Annotated in this window: 16 protein-coding genes and 1 tRNA gene; 7 read left to right on the forward strand and 10 right to left on the reverse strand. The window is 62.9% G+C overall.

Translation table 11 applies throughout. The features are described from left to right. Positions 1-4 precede the first annotated feature (4 nt). The 6 genes from HGI47_RS17005 to HGI47_RS17030 all read right to left on the reverse strand — a co-directional run bounded on the left by HGI47_RS17005 (position 5) and on the right by HGI47_RS17030 (position 5,469). Complete coding sequence (locus HGI47_RS17005; RefSeq protein ID WP_168853974.1) at positions 5-787, reverse strand: enoyl-CoA hydratase-related protein; 783 nt, start codon at positions 785-787, stop codon at positions 5-7. Next, positions 784-1,869 carry an enoyl-CoA hydratase/isomerase family protein gene (locus HGI47_RS17010; RefSeq protein WP_370521780.1) on the reverse strand — a complete coding sequence of 362 codons (1,086 nt, stop codon included), beginning with the start codon at positions 1,867-1,869 and terminating at the stop codon, positions 784-786. Before HGI47_RS17010 ends, HGI47_RS17005 begins: the two co-directional genes overlap by 4 nt. Continuing rightward, positions 1,866-3,008: an acyl-CoA dehydrogenase family protein gene (locus tag HGI47_RS17015; RefSeq protein ID WP_168853975.1), complete on the reverse strand. Its 1,143-nt coding sequence runs from the start codon at positions 3,006-3,008 to the stop codon at positions 1,866-1,868. Before HGI47_RS17015 ends, HGI47_RS17010 begins: the two co-directional genes overlap by 4 nt. Positions 3,009-3,091: 83 nt before the next feature. Next, positions 3,092-3,388 carry an I78 family peptidase inhibitor gene (locus HGI47_RS17020; RefSeq protein WP_168853976.1) on the reverse strand — a complete coding sequence of 99 codons (297 nt, stop codon included), beginning with the start codon at positions 3,386-3,388 and terminating at the stop codon, positions 3,092-3,094. 14 nt (positions 3,389-3,402) lie between these two features. Further along, positions 3,403-3,897 (reverse strand): hypothetical protein, encoded by a 495-nt coding sequence (locus HGI47_RS17025; protein ID WP_168853977.1) that lies wholly within the window; start codon positions 3,895-3,897, stop codon positions 3,403-3,405. A gap of 75 nt (positions 3,898-3,972) precedes the next feature. After that, a complete protein-coding gene (locus HGI47_RS17030; protein ID WP_168853978.1) occupies positions 3,973-5,469 on the reverse strand; it encodes a CoA-acylating methylmalonate-semialdehyde dehydrogenase in 1,497 nt (498 codons plus the stop codon). 107 nt (positions 5,470-5,576) lie between these two features. On the opposite strand from HGI47_RS17030, the gene HGI47_RS17035 reads away from it, so the two are divergent. Continuing rightward, a complete protein-coding gene (locus HGI47_RS17035) occupies positions 5,577-6,473 on the forward strand; it encodes a LysR substrate-binding domain-containing protein (protein WP_168853979.1) in 897 nt (298 codons plus the stop codon). 113 nt (positions 6,474-6,586) lie between these two features. Here HGI47_RS17035 and HGI47_RS17040 read toward each other — a convergent pair whose 3' ends face one another. Then, positions 6,587-6,925, reverse strand: coding sequence for a DUF3297 family protein (locus HGI47_RS17040; protein ID WP_206066260.1), 339 nt, complete (start codon positions 6,923-6,925; stop codon positions 6,587-6,589). Between the two features lie 112 nt (positions 6,926-7,037). Between HGI47_RS17040 and HGI47_RS17045 the strand changes: the two genes are divergently transcribed. Continuing rightward, positions 7,038-7,112: transfer RNA gene (locus tag HGI47_RS17045), tRNA-Val, on the forward strand. 46 nt (positions 7,113-7,158) lie between these two features. Here HGI47_RS17045 and glmU read toward each other — a convergent pair. Then, complete coding sequence (gene glmU, locus HGI47_RS17050; protein WP_168853980.1) at positions 7,159-8,520, reverse strand: bifunctional UDP-N-acetylglucosamine diphosphorylase/glucosamine-1-phosphate N-acetyltransferase GlmU; 1,362 nt, start codon at positions 8,518-8,520, stop codon at positions 7,159-7,161. Between the two features lie 61 nt (positions 8,521-8,581). On the opposite strand from glmU, the gene HGI47_RS17055 reads away from it, so the two are divergent. From HGI47_RS17055 to rsmA, 3 genes are read left to right on the forward strand one after another with little or no spacing between them, the layout of a single operon-like run. Next, on the forward strand, positions 8,582-9,271 hold the full coding sequence (locus tag HGI47_RS17055) for an HAD-IA family hydrolase (protein ID WP_168853981.1): 690 nt from the start codon (positions 8,582-8,584) through the stop codon (positions 9,269-9,271). Positions 9,272-9,280: 9 nt separating this feature from the next. Next, positions 9,281-10,282, forward strand: coding sequence for a 4-hydroxythreonine-4-phosphate dehydrogenase PdxA (gene pdxA / locus HGI47_RS17060; RefSeq protein WP_168853982.1), 1,002 nt, complete (start codon positions 9,281-9,283; stop codon positions 10,280-10,282). Continuing rightward, the gene (gene rsmA, locus HGI47_RS17065; protein ID WP_168853983.1) at positions 10,279-11,109 is read left to right on the forward strand and encodes a 16S rRNA (adenine(1518)-N(6)/adenine(1519)-N(6))-dimethyltransferase RsmA; all 831 of its coding nucleotides are present in this window, start codon (positions 10,279-10,281) and stop codon (positions 11,107-11,109) included. The genes pdxA and rsmA overlap by 4 nt, the downstream gene beginning before the upstream one ends. Here rsmA and HGI47_RS17070 read toward each other — a convergent pair whose 3' ends face one another. Both HGI47_RS17070 and HGI47_RS17075 read right to left on the reverse strand, forming a co-directional pair. Further along, positions 11,110-11,322, reverse strand: a complete 213-nt coding sequence (locus HGI47_RS17070) for a DUF4287 domain-containing protein (protein WP_168853984.1) — start codon at positions 11,320-11,322, stop codon at positions 11,110-11,112. 43 nt (positions 11,323-11,365) lie between these two features. Next, positions 11,366-13,495, reverse strand: a complete 2,130-nt coding sequence (locus HGI47_RS17075; RefSeq protein WP_168853985.1) for a malate synthase G — start codon at positions 13,493-13,495, stop codon at positions 11,366-11,368. Between the two features lie 177 nt (positions 13,496-13,672). On the opposite strand from HGI47_RS17075, the gene HGI47_RS17080 reads away from it, so the two are divergent. Both HGI47_RS17080 and HGI47_RS17085 read left to right on the forward strand, forming a co-directional pair. Further along, positions 13,673-14,878: a hydrolase gene (locus tag HGI47_RS17080; protein ID WP_168853986.1), complete on the forward strand. Its 1,206-nt coding sequence runs from the start codon at positions 13,673-13,675 to the stop codon at positions 14,876-14,878. Beyond that, entirely contained in the window at positions 14,878-15,915 is a 1,038-nt protein-coding gene (locus tag HGI47_RS17085) for an arginine N-succinyltransferase (protein WP_168853987.1), read from the forward strand. The genes HGI47_RS17080 and HGI47_RS17085 overlap by 1 nt, the downstream gene beginning before the upstream one ends. Positions 15,916-15,924 lie beyond the last annotated feature (9 nt).

The raw sequence follows: 15,924 nt of genomic DNA on the forward strand, positions 1-15,924 counted from the left end.
GGTCTTACCGCCCCTTCCACACGCCGGGGCGCTTTTCGATGAAGGCCTTCATGCCTTCGGCCTTGTCCTCGCTGGCGGTCAGCACCTGGAACAGGCGGCGTTCGAACAGGAGGCCCTGATCCAGCGTCGTTTCGAACGCGGCGTTGACCATTTCCTTGTTGGCGACGGCGGCCATCGGTGGCATCGCGGCAATGGCTTCGGCAGTCTTCATCGCATCGGCCAGCAGATCGGCCAGCGGCACCACTCGGGTCACAAGGCCCGAACGCTCGGCTTCGGCAGCGTCCATCATGCGGCCGGTCAGGCACATGTCCATCGCCTTGGCCTTGCCCACGGCGCGAGTCAGGCGCTGCGATCCGCCCATTCCGGGGGCCACGCCCAACTTGATTTCGGGCTGGCCGAACTTGGCATTGTCAGACGCGATGATGAAATCCGCCATCATCGCCAGTTCGCAGCCACCGCCCAGCGCAAATCCGTTGACCGCCGCGATCCACGGCTTGCGCGTGGTCTTGACCAAGTGGCTGGTCCACTTGGAAAAGAAGTCTTCGTTGTAGAAGTCGGCGGCAGGCTTGTCGGCCATTTCCTTGATATCGGCCCCGGCGGCAAAAGCCTTTTCGCCCGAACCGGTCAGCACCGCACAGCGCTGCGAAGGGTCGGCCTCGAACGCGGCGAAGGCATCGATCAGTTCGGCCAGAACCTGCGAATTGAGCGCGTTCAGCGCCTGCGGGCGGTTGAGCGTGATAAGGGTGACGGCACCCTTCTGCTCCACGAGGATCGTTTCAAAGCTCATAGCGGTTTCCATTCGTCAGCAGCGCCCAGCGGCGCGAAAATCTGGTCCAGCAGGTCATCGGTCACACCTTCCGGCGTTGCGGGCGACCACTTCGGCGCGTGATCCTTGTCGACGATCACGGCGCGGACGCCTTCTGCAAAATCCGGCAGTGTCAGCACCCGCGCACCCACGCGATATTCCATCGCCATGTTCGCGGCAAAATCGGGCAAAGTCAGGCTGGTGGACAACTGGCGCAGCGCAACCTTGCAGGTCTGCGGGCTTTTGGTGCGGAGCGTTGCCAGCGTCGCAGTCGCGAACTCGGACCCGTCAGCCTCAAGTGCAGCAAGGATATCTTCATAGCGGTTCGATGCGAACAGCCGCTCGATATCGTCGGCGTGCGCGGCGATCTTCGGTTCGGGCGGCACGGCTGACAGTTCACGCAGAATCGCGGGAATACTTTCAGGATTGGCGGCAATCCGCGCCTTTGCATCCGCCAGATTTTCCGAAGGCAGGTAATGCGTGGCAAGCCCCGCCCACACGCATTCCGCCCCATCGAGCCGCGCGCCGGTGAGCGCGAGATATTGCCCCAGCCGCCCGCGCAGGCGCGAAAGGAACCAGCCGCCGCCCACGTCGGGGAACAGGCCAATGCCGGTTTCGGGCATCGCCAGCTTGGTATTTTCCGTTGCAACACGGTAGGTTGCGGGGCCGGAAATGCCCACTCCGCCGCCCATCGTGATGCCATCCATGAACGCCACCACCGGCTTGCCATAAGTCATCAGCAAGTGGTTGAGCTGGTATTCATCGTGGAAGAACTTGCGCCCCGAAGCGCCGCCATCGTTCAGCGCGGAGTTGCGCAGGAAGGCGATATCCCCGCCCGCGCAGAAGCCTCTGGAAAGTTTTGGATCGCCATCCGGCGCGGCGGAATGGTCGATCAGGACCACGGCCACGGCAGGGTCATCCCGCCATTCGATCAGGGCGGCGGTCATGGCGTGAACCATGTCGAGCGTCAGGGCGTGTAAAGCCTTGGGCCGGTTCAAGGAAATGACGCCTGCGTGCATCTTGGTGCACTTCAGGACGTCTTCTGTGCTGTTCAGAACGGTCACTTCAACAAGTCCCTTCCCACGATCATGCGCATGACTTCGTTGGTGCCTTCAAGGATGCGATGGACCCGCAGATCGCGCCAGAAACGCTCGATCGGATAGTCGCGCAAATAGCCGTAACCGCCGAACATCTGTAGCGCGGCATCGACGATGGACGAGCCATTGTCGGTCGCCAGTTTCTTGGCCATCGCGGAAAAACGGGTCTTGTCGGGCGCGCCCGACGTGACCTTCGCAGCGGCGAGATAGAGCAGCGCACGCGCCGCTTCCAGATCGGTGGCCATATCGGCAAGCTGGAACTGGGTGTTCTGAAACTCCGCGATGGACTTGCCAAACTGGCGGCGATCCTTGACGTACTGGATCGCCTCATCAAGGCAACGCTGCGCCCCGCCGAGCGAGCAGGCACCGATGTTCAGACGTCCGCCATCAAGCCCCGCCATCGCGAACTTGAAGCCATCGCCTTCTGCGCCAACGCGGTTGGCCACCGGCACGCGCACGTTGTCGAAAATCACTTGCGCGGTGGGCGAAGCGTTCCAGCCCAGCTTCCTTTCCGGCGCACCGAACGAAACGCCCGGCATGTCCTTATCGATCACCAGACACGAAATACCCTTCGCGCTGTCATCGCCAGTGCGGACCATCGTTACGTAAATGTCGTTCACCCCGCCGCCCGAAATGAACTGCTTGGTCCCGTTGACGACATAGGCATCGCCATCGAGCCGCGCCGTGGTCTTCAGCGCTGCCGCATCGGAACCGGAACCGGGTTCGGTAAGGCAATAGCTGGCCATCAAGTCCATCGTGACGAGGCTGGGCAGATAACGGCCCTTGATCTCGTCCCCGCCGAACTTGTCGATCATCCACGACGCCATGTTGTGGATCGAAATGAACGCGCTGGTCGCAGGGCAGCCATAGGCCATCGCTTCCATGATCAGAGCCGCTTCCAGACGGCCAAGCCCGATGCCGCCCGATTCCTCGCTGACATAGATCGCGGCAAAGCCAAGTTCGGCGGCGGCCTTGATCGTTTCGCGCGGGAACGTGTGATCTTCGTCCCACTGCGCAGCAAAAGGCGTGATGGCATCGGCGGTAAAGCGCCGCGCCATGTCCTGAATGGCGATCTGGTCTTCGGTCAGCGCGAACTGGTCGGTCATTTCTCTCTTCCCGTCACACGGATTAATCGTGCCCTTAAATCAACGGGACGGCGGTTATGGCCCGCCGTCCAAGCTGTCGAGTCCTATCCGCAGGAAATGCGAACGATCGCGTAATCGTCATCATAACTTACGGTCAGCCGGTCTGCGCGATAGTCCATCGTCACGGCGGAGCGCGGCGGCACCCAGCGCAAGGTTTTTGCCCCGGTCAGACGCAGCAGTTCGGCACCGCTTGCCCCATTGGCCTGGTGGCCCAAATGGGATTGCACCGGATCAGCATTGCAGGTGCCTTCGGGCATAGCAGGCAAATCGGCAGGCGGTGCCTGCGTGGCGCATCCGGCCAAGGCCAGCGATGCGAACGCGGCGATCATGATCGGTTTCATCAAAAACGCCCCCTTCACTTGCACTGGCTATAGCGGCGCGGACCTTGCGGCGCATCATCGCCATATTCGGTCAGGATCAGCGTTTTGCCGCCATCCGACAATTCATAGCGCGCGTCCCGCTTCCACTCCATGCCTTCGCCTTCATAGTCGAACACGGCACGCAAAACGCTTTCGCTGCGGTCTGCCACGACGCCGATTTCACCGATGGATTCGTAGAATTTCACGCTGTTCGGCCCGACCGTCATCAGGCCCTTGTTATCGGCACGCGCCGGATCGCAATCCGCCGCATTCATGCCCCAGCGCCCGCGCATGGCCATCGGAAACGATGTTTCTGCAAGCGAGGAAGCCGAAGCGCTGGCACCCGGCGCCACCGGCGGCGCAAGCGCTTCGGATTCGCTGACAATGGGCGCCATGCTGGGCGTCGCCGAAGCATCTGGCTCCGGCGACGGGTCCGAACAGGCTGCCAGTACCAGCGGCATGGCGAGAAGGGGCAGATTGAAACGCTTCATCGGGAAAACTCCGGTGCTGTTGCAGATGGCATAACCAACGCGCACCGGAGCAATCCTTTCCTGAACCGTCTGGCCTCAGCCCATCGTCGGGATGACGAAGGCATTCCCGCCATCAGGCGAACCATCTGGCCAGCGCTGCGTGATCGTCTTGACCTTGGTCCAGAACTTCACGCCTTCCATGCCGTGCTGGTTGGTGTCGCCAAAGGCGGACCGCTTCCAGCCGCCAAAAGTGTGATAGGCCACCGGCACCGGGATCGGCACGTTGATGCCGACCATGCCGACATTGACGCGGGCGGCAAATTCGCGCGCGGCATGGCCGTTGCGCGTGAAGATCGCCACGCCATTCCCGTACTGGTGCTTCGAAGGCAGGGCGAGTGCTTCTTCAAAGTCCTTCGCGCGCACGATCTGCAGCACCGGGCCGAAGATTTCGTTGTGGTAGCTGTCCATATCAGCCGTGACATGATCGATCAGCGTCGGGCCAACGAAGTAGCCGTTTTCATGGCCCTGCAGCGTGAAGCCGCGACCGTCGATGACCAATTCGCCACCTTCATCGACGCACTTCGAAATCCAGGCCTCGACCTTTTCCTTGTGCGCCTGCGTCACCACCGGACCATAGTGCGCTTCGGGATCGGTCGATACGCCAACGCGCAGAGCGTTGATCGCCGGGATCAGCTTGGCTTTGAGCTTTTCGGCGGTTTCCTCACCAACCGGCACGACCACCGGCAGCGCCATGCAGCGTTCGCCCGCCGAACCGAAAGCCGCGCCGCACAGATCGTTGACCACCTGATCCAGATCGGCATCGGGCATCACGATACCGTGGTTCTTGGCCCCGCCCATTGCCTGCACGCGCTTACCGGCGGCAACGCCCCGGTTATAGACATAGTGCGCGATGTCCGACGAACCGACGAAGCTGACCGCACCGATGGCCGGATGATCGAGGATCGCATCGACCATTTCCTTGTCGCCGTGGACGACCTGACAGATGCCTTCGGGCAGGCCTGCTTCGATGAACAGTTCGGCCAAGCGCACCGGGACCGAGGGATCACGCTCGGACGGTTTGATGATGAAGGCGTTGCCGGTGGCGATGGCGATCGCGCTCATCCACAGGGGGATCATGCCGGGAAAGTTGAACGGCGTAATGCCCGCGCCGATGCCGATGGGCTGGCGCATCGAATAGACATCGATGCCGGGGCCTGCGCCCTGCGTGTATTCACCCTTCAGGACATGCGGCAAACCGCAGGCGAATTCGACGACTTCCAGCCCGCGCTGAATGTCACCCTTGGAATCGGCAATGACCTTGCCGTGTTCGGACGAGAGCATATGCGCCAGCGCATCCATGTTCGCTTCGACCAGTTCCTTGAACCGGAACATCACGCGGGCGCGGCGTTGCGGATTGGTAGCGGCCCATGCAGGCTGAGCCTTGAGCGCGGCCTGCACCGCACGCTCCAGCGTTTCTGCCGTGCCGAGCGCGACCTGCGCCTGCACGCCACCATTGTTGGGATCGAAAATATCGCCCTTGCGAGCAGGCGCGCCACCGGGGCCGCCAACGATGAAGTGGTCTACGAGACGCATGGATTTCCTCTTCCGCCTGAATTCGTGTGGCGCGGTGATGCGCCTGCGATGGATTGCAGGCAACAGGCGAATGTGCGAGGATAACCTGCAAATTTGCAGGTGAATTGATGCAATCGACCGACTGGAACGATTTTCAGGCCTTCATCGCGGTGGCCCGCGCCGGGCAGCTTGCCCGTGCAGCGGCGGCAATGGGCGTGGATGCCACCACGATCGGCCGCCGCCTGCGCCGTCTGGAAACAAGAACCGGTGCCACCCTGTTCGAACAGACCCGCGAAGGGCAGGTGCTGACCGAAGCGGGCGAAGCCATGCTGGCCGAAGTGGAAGCGATGGATCAGGCCGCCAGCCGCATTGCCGAAAACGCGGCGGGTGGTGGCGGAATCGCGGGAACGCTGCGCATCAGCTTGTCCGAAGGGCTGGGCAGCTGGATCGTCGCGCCTGCCTTGCGCGATTTCGTGGAGGCAAACCCACGACTTGTCGTGGACCTTGTGGCGTCGTCTGGCTTTCTCAGCCCGTCGAAGCGCGAGGCGGACCTGGCCGTCACACTTTCGCGTCCGCGCGCAGGGCCGGTGATTGCTGGAAAGCTCTCGGACTATGCGCTGCGCCTTTATGCCACGCGCGGCTATCTTTCGCAGAAGGGCGTGCCCGAACGCCCGGCCGAACTGGCGCAAGGCCACCGGCTGGTGGGCTATATCCCCGATCTGCTCTATGCGCCCGAACTGCGCTATCTGGCGGAAATCGAACCCGATCTTGTCGCCAATGTCCGTTCATCCTCGATCATCGCGCAGCACAGGATGATCGCGGCGGGCGCAGGGATCGGCGTGTTGCCGTGCTTCATCGGTGATGCCGACAAATGGCTGGTGCCGGTGCTGCCAGACCAGCGCATAACCCGCTCGTTCTGGCTGGTGACGCACAAGGACACGCACAATCTGGCGCGGGTGCGAGCGTTCAAGGACTGGCTGACGGCGCTGGTCGCGCGCGAGCGGGGGCGGCTGTTGCCAAGATAAGATTTAAGTGAAACGCACCCCCGCGCAGGCGGGGGCCTCAGGCGGTTTACGATGGGCTGCGGAACAACGCCGAGCCCCCCCCTGCGCGGGGGCGCAAGGATGCGCTGTTTCGTTCAGGCCTTCGCCACCGGCGCGTCTTCACCCAAATCTTCGTACCATGCCTCTACCGGACCGGTCAGTTTGATCGTCAAAGGATTGCCCTTGCGGTCCATCGTCTTGCCAGCCTGCACGCGCACCCAGCCTTCGGAAATGCAATATTCCTCGACATTGTTGCGCACCACGCCCTTGAAGCGGATGCCCACGCCACGACGCAGCTTGTCCGCATCAAAGAACGGGCTGCGCGGGTGAATGGCAAGGTGATCGGGCGGCACGTCTGCGCCGGTACTGCCGACATCGGTGCTGGCAACAGGCGTTTCGGGCGCGGATTCGGGCTGGATGGTTTCGTCGGTCATGGCCAGCGCAAATATCTTGATTGCCCCACTTGTCAATCAAACCGACTCGTCGTAGAGGCGCGCCCCTGACTTCGGTCAGACGTCCGGCAGAGGTTTTCAGCCCTGCCCCGACGGGCGCGTAGCTCAGCGGTAGAGCACACCCTTCACACGGGTGGGGTCACAGGTTCAATCCCTGTCGCGCCCACCATCTTTTCCCGAAAGTCCACGGAAAAGATGGCAGAGACGCAGGCCGATCAGCCTTTCTTTTCGGCTTTCTTCTTTTTCATCGCATCGTGGAAGCGGTCTGCCCAGCCGGGTTTTACCAGTTGTTCGGCGCGGACCATGCGCAGTTCGCCGTCGCCCACATCGCGCGATACGGCGCTGCCTGCGGCGACGATGGCGTCGGCACCGATCTTGATGGGCGCGATGAGGGCGCTGTTCGACCCGATGAAAGCGCGTTCACCAATCACGGTCTTGTGCTTGAAATAGCCGTCGTAATTGCAGGTGATCGTGCCTGCGCCGATGTTAGCGCCTGCACCCACGTCTGCATCACCCAGATAGGTCAGGTGGTTGGCCTTGGCTCCCTTGTGCAAAGTGGCATTCTTCACCTCGACGAAGTTGCCGATCTTGGCCTTTTCTTCCAGCCGCGCGCCGGGACGCAGGCGGGCGTAAGGGCCAATCTGCACGCCTTCAGCCAGAGTTGCGCCTTCCAGATGGCTGAACGCATGGATGGTGACGTGATCGGCCACGGTAACGCCGGGGCCGAAGAACACGTTGGGTTCGACCAGCACATCGCGGCCCAAGACTGTATCCCATGCGAACCAAACGGTTTCGGGCGCGGTGAGCGTTGCACCGTCGGCCATTGCCTGCCCCCGGCGGCGTTGCTGCCAGCGGCCTTCGGCTTCCGCCAGTTCTGCGCGGGAGTTGATACCGGCGACTTCATCGGCATCGTCGGTCACCACCACAGCGCAAGTGCGGCCATCGGCAATGGCGATGTTCACCACATCGGGCAGGTAGTATTCGCCCTGCGCGTTGTCATTGCCCACGCGCGCGAGCAGGCCGAACAGGTCGGCGCTGCGCAGCGCCATCAGGCCGGAGTTGCAAATGCGGCACTGGCGCTCGACCTCGGTCGCGTCCTTGTGCTCCACCATTTTGACGATACGGCCATCCAGCGCGATCACGCGGCCATACTGCAGCGCATCTGCAGGTTCAAAGCCCAGCACTACGGCAGCGGGGCTGTCAGCATCGTGCAACCGCGCGATCATCGCCTGCATCGTGGCAGTGCGCACAAACGGCACGTCGCCATAGAGGATCAGCACGTCGCCATCGAAGCCTGCGAGCGCATCTTCGGCCTGCTGCACCGCGTGGGCAGTGCCGAGCTGAGGGTCTTGCACCGCAATCGTTGCGCTTTCCCCCAGCGCTTTTTCAAGCTGATCGCGCCCGTGGCCTGCCACCACCACCTGCCGCGTCGGCGCAAGATCGGCGGCGCTGGCCAGAAGGTGCATCAGCATCGGTCTGCCCGCAATGGGATGGAGCACCTTGTGCAGGTCGCTCTTCATGCGGGTGCCTTTTCCGGCGGCGAGAACGATAATGGCGAGCGGGGTATTTTCAGTCATGCCCGCACCCTTGCCAGACAATTCTTGCGCTTTCCAGAACGCCGGGCCAGTTGCGCACATCATGGCGGATTTTCCTTATACCATCGTCGGATTCGATCTCGACGGCACCCTGCTCGATACCAGCCACGATCTCGGCGTGGCGCTCAACCATGCGCTGGCGCTGGCCGGGCGACCGCCAGTGCCGCTTACGGAGACGGCACGCCACGTTGGCGGCGGGGCGGCGCAAATGCTGCGGTCAGCGCTGATGGAATCGGGCGGGGTCGACGAAGATGCGTTCGATGGCCTGCAGGCCGAGCTGGTTGCGTTTTATGCCCGAAACATCGCCCATCACACGAGGTTCTTTCCCGGCGGTGAAGCGATGCTCGATGCGCTGGACGCGCGCGGCGTGAAGATTGCCATCGCCACCAACAAGAAGGAATCGTTGGCCGTTCGGCTGTTCGAGGAAATGGGCATCCTGCATCGCTTCGCCTGCGTGATCGGCGGCGACACACTTGGCCGCGACAGGGCAAAGCCGAAGCCTGACATGCTGCTTGAGATGGTGCGGCGTTGCGGCGGCGGCACGGCGGCGTTCGTCGGCGATACCACATTCGATATCGGTGCGGCGCGCGCGGCGGGCCTCTCGGTGGTTGCGGTGCGCTTTGGCTTCAACGATGTGCCTGCTGATAAACTTGGCGCGGATGCGGTGATCGACCATTTTGATGAACTGGGGCCCGCGCTCGAACGGCTCGCCAGTCTCGAACGAACCGCGTAAGGCTGTTTCATGCAGCCCCCCCTTGCCCTTTCGATTGGCGATCCGGCCGGTGTCGGCCCGGAACTTGCAGCCGCCGCATGGGCGCTGAGCGATGCCGAAGGACTGCCGCCGTTCTTCGTCGTCGGATCAGCCCGCGTGGTTGAAGAAGCGGCCCGCAGGCGTGGCATCACCGTTCCGGTCTGCACCGTGAAGACGCCGGATGAAGTGGCCGACTGCTTTGCCGGATCACTCCCTGTGCTTGATCTGGCAGACCTGCCCTACACGCCGGGCGAACCCGATGATGCGGGCGCGGAACTGGCGCTGAATGCGCTGGCCACGGCTACGGGTCTTGTCCGTTCAGGAGCGGCATCCGCACTGGTCACCGGCCCGATTGCCAAAAGCCGCCTTGCCCGCGTGGGCTTCACCCATCCGGGGCAGACCGAATTTGTTGCGGAGGCCTGCGGCATCGCGCCCGAAAACGCCGTGATGATGCTGGCGGGGCCGAGCCTGCGCGTCGTGCCGATAACGGTTCACGTGTCGCTGCGGTCCGTGCCGGACCTGCTGACCGCAGACCTGATCCGCAGCCGCGCCGCAATCACCGCCGCCGCACTCGCCCGCGATTACGGGATTGCGCGCCCGCGTCTGGCGGTTGCGGGCCTCAATCCCCATGCGGGAGAGGATGGACGCATGGGCAGCGAGGACATGGCCGTTGTCGCACCAGCCATCGCTGCCTTGCGCGATGCTGGAATCGACGCTTTCGGCCCGCTACCGCCCGACACCATGTTCCACGCCGAAGCGCGCGAGGGCTATGATGTGGCCATATGCATGTATCACGATCAGGCGCTGATCCCGTTGAAGGCGCTTGATTTCGATGCAGGCGTCAATGTCACGCTCGGCCTGCCCATCGTGCGCACATCGCCCGATCACGGCACCGCTTTCGGCATTGCCGGCACCGGCACGGCGCGCGTCGGCCCGACCATCGCCGCCCTGCGCATGGCAGGCCAATGCGCCGCACGAAGGGCAACCGCATGACCGACCTTCCCGATCTGCCGCCCTTGCGCGATGTCGTGAACCGCCACGGCCTTTTCGCCACCAAGGCGCTGGGGCAGAATTTCCTGTTCGACGAACATCTGCTGGATCGCATCGCGCGCGTGCCGGGCAAGCTGAAGGGCGAAAACGTTTTGGAAGTCGGCCCCGGCCCCGGCGGTCTGACGCGCGCCCTGCTGCGCGCCGGAGCGAACGTCACCGCGATCGAAATGGACAAGCGCTGCCTGCCCGCGCTGGCCGAACTTGGCGAAGCTTTCCCCGGCCAGTTGACCGTAATCGAGGGCGACGCGACCAAAATCGCACCCGACACCTTGTTCGAAGGCCCGTGGCACGTTGCCGCGAACCTGCCCTACAACGTTGGCACGCAACTGTTTACCGGCTGGCTATCGGGGCAGGACTGGCCGCCGCAGTGGAAATCGCTGACGCTGATGTTCCAGTTGGAAGTGGCCGAACGCATCGTCGCGCAACCGGGCACCGATGCCTATGGCCGCCTTGCCGTGCTGGCGCAGTGGCGCAGCACCCCGCGCATCGCGATGAAGGTCCACCGCAGCGCCTTCACCCCGCCGCCCAAAGTCATGTCGGCCATCATCCATGTCGAACCCGGCACAATGCCAGAAGGCGTTTCGGCACGGATGCTTGAGCGGGTGACCGAGGCCGCGTTTGGCCAGCGGCGCAAGATGCTGCGCCAATCGCTGAAGGGGTTGCCGGGCGCGCTCGATGCTCTGGACGTGTTGGGAATAGACCCGCAGCGCCGGGCCGAAACGCTGAGCGTGGAAGAGTTCGTCAGCATCGCGCGGGTGCTGACGAAGTAGCTATTTGCCGTCTTCGGCAAGCGTATAGGCCACAACCGCGTTGGCATGGCCGTGACCCATACCGTGCTGTTCTTTCAGCATTGCAACCAGTTCCATATGCTTGGCGGGCAAGGCAGCGCGCACCAGCGCCTGCCATTCGGCTATCGGTTTGCCATACTTCTTCTCGATAGACGGAAAGTAGGACGCAGGGCCTTTGGTTGCTGGGTCGGTCATGACCCGAAAGTCATCATGACCGACCCAGCATTGTCAACGCCGATCAGGCCAACTCAGCCACTTTCGCCATCGCGGCCTTCTTCTTCAACCGCCACGCATGAAGCAGCGGCTCGGTATAGCCGTTCGGCTGCTCCACCCCGTTGAACACCAGATCGCAGGCCGCGCGGAAGGCAAAGCTTTCTTCCCAGCGCCCCGCCATCGGTTCATAAAGCGGATCGTCGGCATTCTGCGCATCGACCTTGGCCGCCATACGCTTCAGGCTGTCCATCACTTGTTCACTGGTGGCAACGCCGTGCAGCAGCCAGTTGGCCATATGTTGGCTGGAAATGCGCAACGTGGCGCGATCTTCCATCAGGCCCACATCGTTGATATCGGGCACCTTGGAACAGCCCACACCCTGATCGATCCAGCGCACGACATAGCCCAGCAACCCTTGCGCATTGTTGTCCAATTCCTCGCGCACTTCGTCTTCCGACCAGTTCGCGCCGTCTGCCAGCGGGATCGCCAGCAGCGCATCGAGGCCCGGTACCGGTTCCTTCGCAATGTCATCGCGAAGGGCGAAGACCGGTACCTGATGATAGTGCATTGCATGCAGCGTGGCGGCGGTGGGTGATGGCACCCAAGCCGTGTTCGCGCCCGTGCGCGGGTGGCCGACCTTCTGCTCCATCATGTCGCGCATCATGTCCGGCGCGGCCCACATGCCCTTGCCGATCTGCGCCTTGCCCGACAGGCCCTGCTTCAGCCCGATGCAGACATTGCGCTTTTCATAAGCGGCGATCCAGCCCGAGCCTTTGATCGCGCCCTTGCGGATCATCGGGCCCGCCTGCATCGAGGTGTGGATTTCATCCCCTGTCCGGTCAAGGAAGCCTGTGTTGATAAAGACCACGCGATCCTTCACCGCCGCGATGCAGGTGGCGAGGTTGGCCGAGGTGCGACGCTCTTCGTCCATCACACCCACCTTTACGGTGTGGCGCGCAAGACCCAGCAGATCTTCCACCGCATCGAACAGGTCGTTAGTGAAAGCGCACTCTTCTGGCCCGTGCATCTTGGGCTTCACGATATAAACGCTGCCCGCCCTGCTGTTGCGATGGCGGCCCAGCCCCTTCAGATCGAACATGGCGATGGCACTGGTGATCACCGCGTCCATGATGCCTTCGGGCACTTCGCTACCATCAGGCAGCAGGATCGCAGGGTTGGTCATCAGATGGCCGACATTGCGCACGAACAACAGGCTACGCCCCGGCAGGACCATTGCCTCGCCGCTGATCGACGTCCATTCGCAGTCGCCCTCCAACGTGCGGGTCAGCGTCTTGCCGCCCTTCTGGAAGCTCGCCTCCAGATCGCCGCGCATCAGACCCAGCCAGTTGCGATAGGCAACAAGCTTGTCTTCGGCATCAACCGCCGCAACCGAATCCTCAAGATCGACGATGGTCGTCAGCGCGGCTTCCATCACGATGTCGGAAATGCCTGCCTTGTCGTCAGCACCCACCGGCGTCGAACGGTCGATCACGATCTCGACATGAAGGCCATTGTTGATCAGCAGCAGCCCGCCTGCCTTGCGACCCACCAGTTGCGCCGCATCAGCCAGCGGCGGATCGCCCGCACCGTCCCAGTCGGCCCAGCTACCGGTCGAAAGCGGGAACCTAGCGTCAAGGAACGCGCGGCCTGCCGCAACGACCGCGCTGCCGCGCACCTTGTCATAGCCGCCCGGCTTGGCAGGCGCAGCGTCCAGCGCATCGGTGCCATACCATGCGTCATAAAGGCTGCCCCAGCGCGCATTGGCGGCGTTCAACACAAAGCGGTCATTTAGAACTGGCACGACAAGTTGCGGCCCGGCCATCGTCGCAATTTCGGGATCTACGTTTTCCGTCCCGATCAGGAAATCGGCAGGTTCGGGCACAAGATAGCCGGTTTCAGTCAGGAACGCGCGATAGGCCACCGCATCAAGAGGTTTGCCACGCCGTTCACGGTGCCATGCGTCGATCTGCGCCTGCAACGCATCGCGCTTGGCCAGAAGCGCGCGGTTTACCGGAGCGAAACGGCCCACCAGCGTGGCAAAGCCCTGCCAGAAGGCTTCGCGTTCAAGGCCCAGCGGCACCAGAACTTCGCTGTCAATGAAAGTGGCGAGGGCTGCGTCAACTCGCAGGCCATTGCGCTCGATACGTTCGCTCATAATTCCCATGTCCATACGCTCGCATAAACTGCGCCGACGGACAAACCCGCCTGCGCCGAATCCGATGAACCTGGGGAGGAACGTCCCAGCCTATGCCCGCTTTGAACAAGCTTGGCAACAATACGAAAGTCTTGAGGGGGTTCACCCGACAGGTTCAACCCGCTACGCTGGTTGCAGATGCAACAGCTTTCCCTCACCGAACAAGCCCTGCTCGAACCGCTCGATGCGCCCCCCATGCTTGCGCTGGTCCAGCAATGGTGCGCCATCAACACCGGCACGGGGAACCTGCCCGGCCTTGCCCGCCAGTGCGACATGCTGGCCGATGCCTTTGCCGTGCTGCCCGGCGATATCCGCAAGATTGATCCCGCGCCGGTGCAGACCATAGCGCCAGACGGTACAGAGCGAGACACGCCCAACGGTGCGCACCTTGTGTTGTCGGTCCGCCCACAGGCACCGCGCCGCTATCTGCTGACCGGGCATATGGACACGGTTTTCAGTCCCACCCACCCGTTCCAGACGCTGCAATGGCTGGATGCCAAAACGCTCAACGGCCCCGGCGTGGCCGACATGAAAGGCGGGATCGCGGTAATCCTTGCCGCGCTGCAAGCCTTCGAGGCCAGCCCTGCTGCGGCATCGGTCGGCTATGATGTGCTGATCAATTCCGATGAAGAAACCGGCAGCCTGTCGTCCGCGACGCTTATTGCCGAACTGGCGCAGGGCAAGGCGGCTGCGCTGACTTATGAACCTTCCGCGTTGCCCGATGGCACCTTGGCCGGCGAGCGCCCCGGCAGCGGCAACTACAGCGCGGTGATCAAGGGTCGCTCCGCGCATGCTGGGCGCAATCCGCAGGACGGGCGCAATGCCATTCTTGCCGCTGCCGATCTGGCGTTGCGGCTGAAAGCGATGGAAGAGCCGGGGCTTTCGATAAACCCGGCAAAGATCGATGGCGGCAGTGCCAACAATGTCGTGCCCGACCATGCCGTGCTGCGCTTCAACGTACGCCCGCGCCTGCCCGAACAGGCGCAAACGTTCGACGCTGCCCTGCGCGAGGCGATCCGTGTGATTGAAAAGCTCCACGATGTGGCGATCCACCTTCACGGCGGCGTTTCACGCCCGCCCAAACCGCTCACGCCGGAAGCTACCGCTCTATTCGGTCTGGTGCGCGAATGTGGTGAAGCGCTGGGCCAGCCGATCCGCTGGCAACCATCGGGCGGCGTCTGCGATGGCAACAACATCGCGGCCTGCGGGGTGCCCGTGGTCGATACGATGGGCGTGCGCGGCGGGGCAATCCATTCGGATCAGGAGTTCCTGATCGTGCCTTCGCTGGCAGAGCGCGCCGCGCTTTCCGCGCTTGTCCTGCATCGTCTTTCCGGGGGAATGTGATGACCTTCCGCATCCGCGCCGCACGCGCGAACGATCTGCAACCGCTCTACGAAATGGCCAAGCTCACTGGTGGTGGCTTCACCAACCTGCCGCCCGATCGCAAGGCGCTGACCGCGAAACTCGCCCGCGCAGCAGAGGCTTATGGCAATACCGACGTGGGTGATCCCAAAAACCCCAGCGACGAACTGTTCGTCTTCGTGCTGGAAAACGTCGAAACCGGCGAAGTGCGCGGCACATCGCAGATATTCACCAGCGTGGGCCGCCAGTGGCCATTCTATTCCTATCGCATGGCCACGCTGACGCAGCATTCCAAGGAACTGAACCGCACCTTCCGGGCAGAGATGCTCAATCTCGTGACCGACCTTGAAGGGTCGAGCGAAGTGGGCGGCCTGTTCCTTCATCCCAACGAGCGCGCAGGCGGCCTGGGCATGTTGCTGGCGCGCAGCCGCTATCTGTTCATCGCCATGCATCGCCAGCGCTTTGGGGAGAAGATCCTGGCCGAATTGCGCGGCGTGATCGACGAGCGCGGCGGATCGCCGTTCTGGGACGGCGTGGCAGGGCGCTTTTTCGGCATGAGCTTTCAGGAAGCGGACTATTTCAACGCGATCAACGGCAACCAGTTCATCGCCGATCTGATGCCCAAGCACCCGGTCTATATCGCAATGCTGCCCGAATCTGCTCGCTCCGCCATCGGGCTGCCGCACCCATCGGGCCGCGCGGCAATGCGGATGCTCGAAGAGGAAGGCTTTGCCTACGAAGGATATGTCGATATCTTCGACGGCGGCCCGACGATGACATCCCGAACCGATCGCGTGCGTTCGATCTGCGAGGCAAGGCAATTGCCCATCGCGCATGTGCGCGCGCCGGAAAGCGATGGCCCGGTGATCAAGGCGCTCGCCGCCACTGGCACGCTTGCGGACTATCGCTGCACCTTTGCCGAACTGCACGAAACGCCCGATGGCCCGACGCTCGATCCGGTCGCCGCTGCTGCGCTGGGCGTCAAGGCGGGCGATGCCGTGTGGTTTGTGGAGCGCTAAGGACACGTC

This window comes from Novosphingobium sp. ERN07 (genome assembly GCF_012641335.1).
Taxonomy (GTDB): Bacteria; Pseudomonadota; Alphaproteobacteria; order Sphingomonadales; family Sphingomonadaceae; genus Novosphingobium.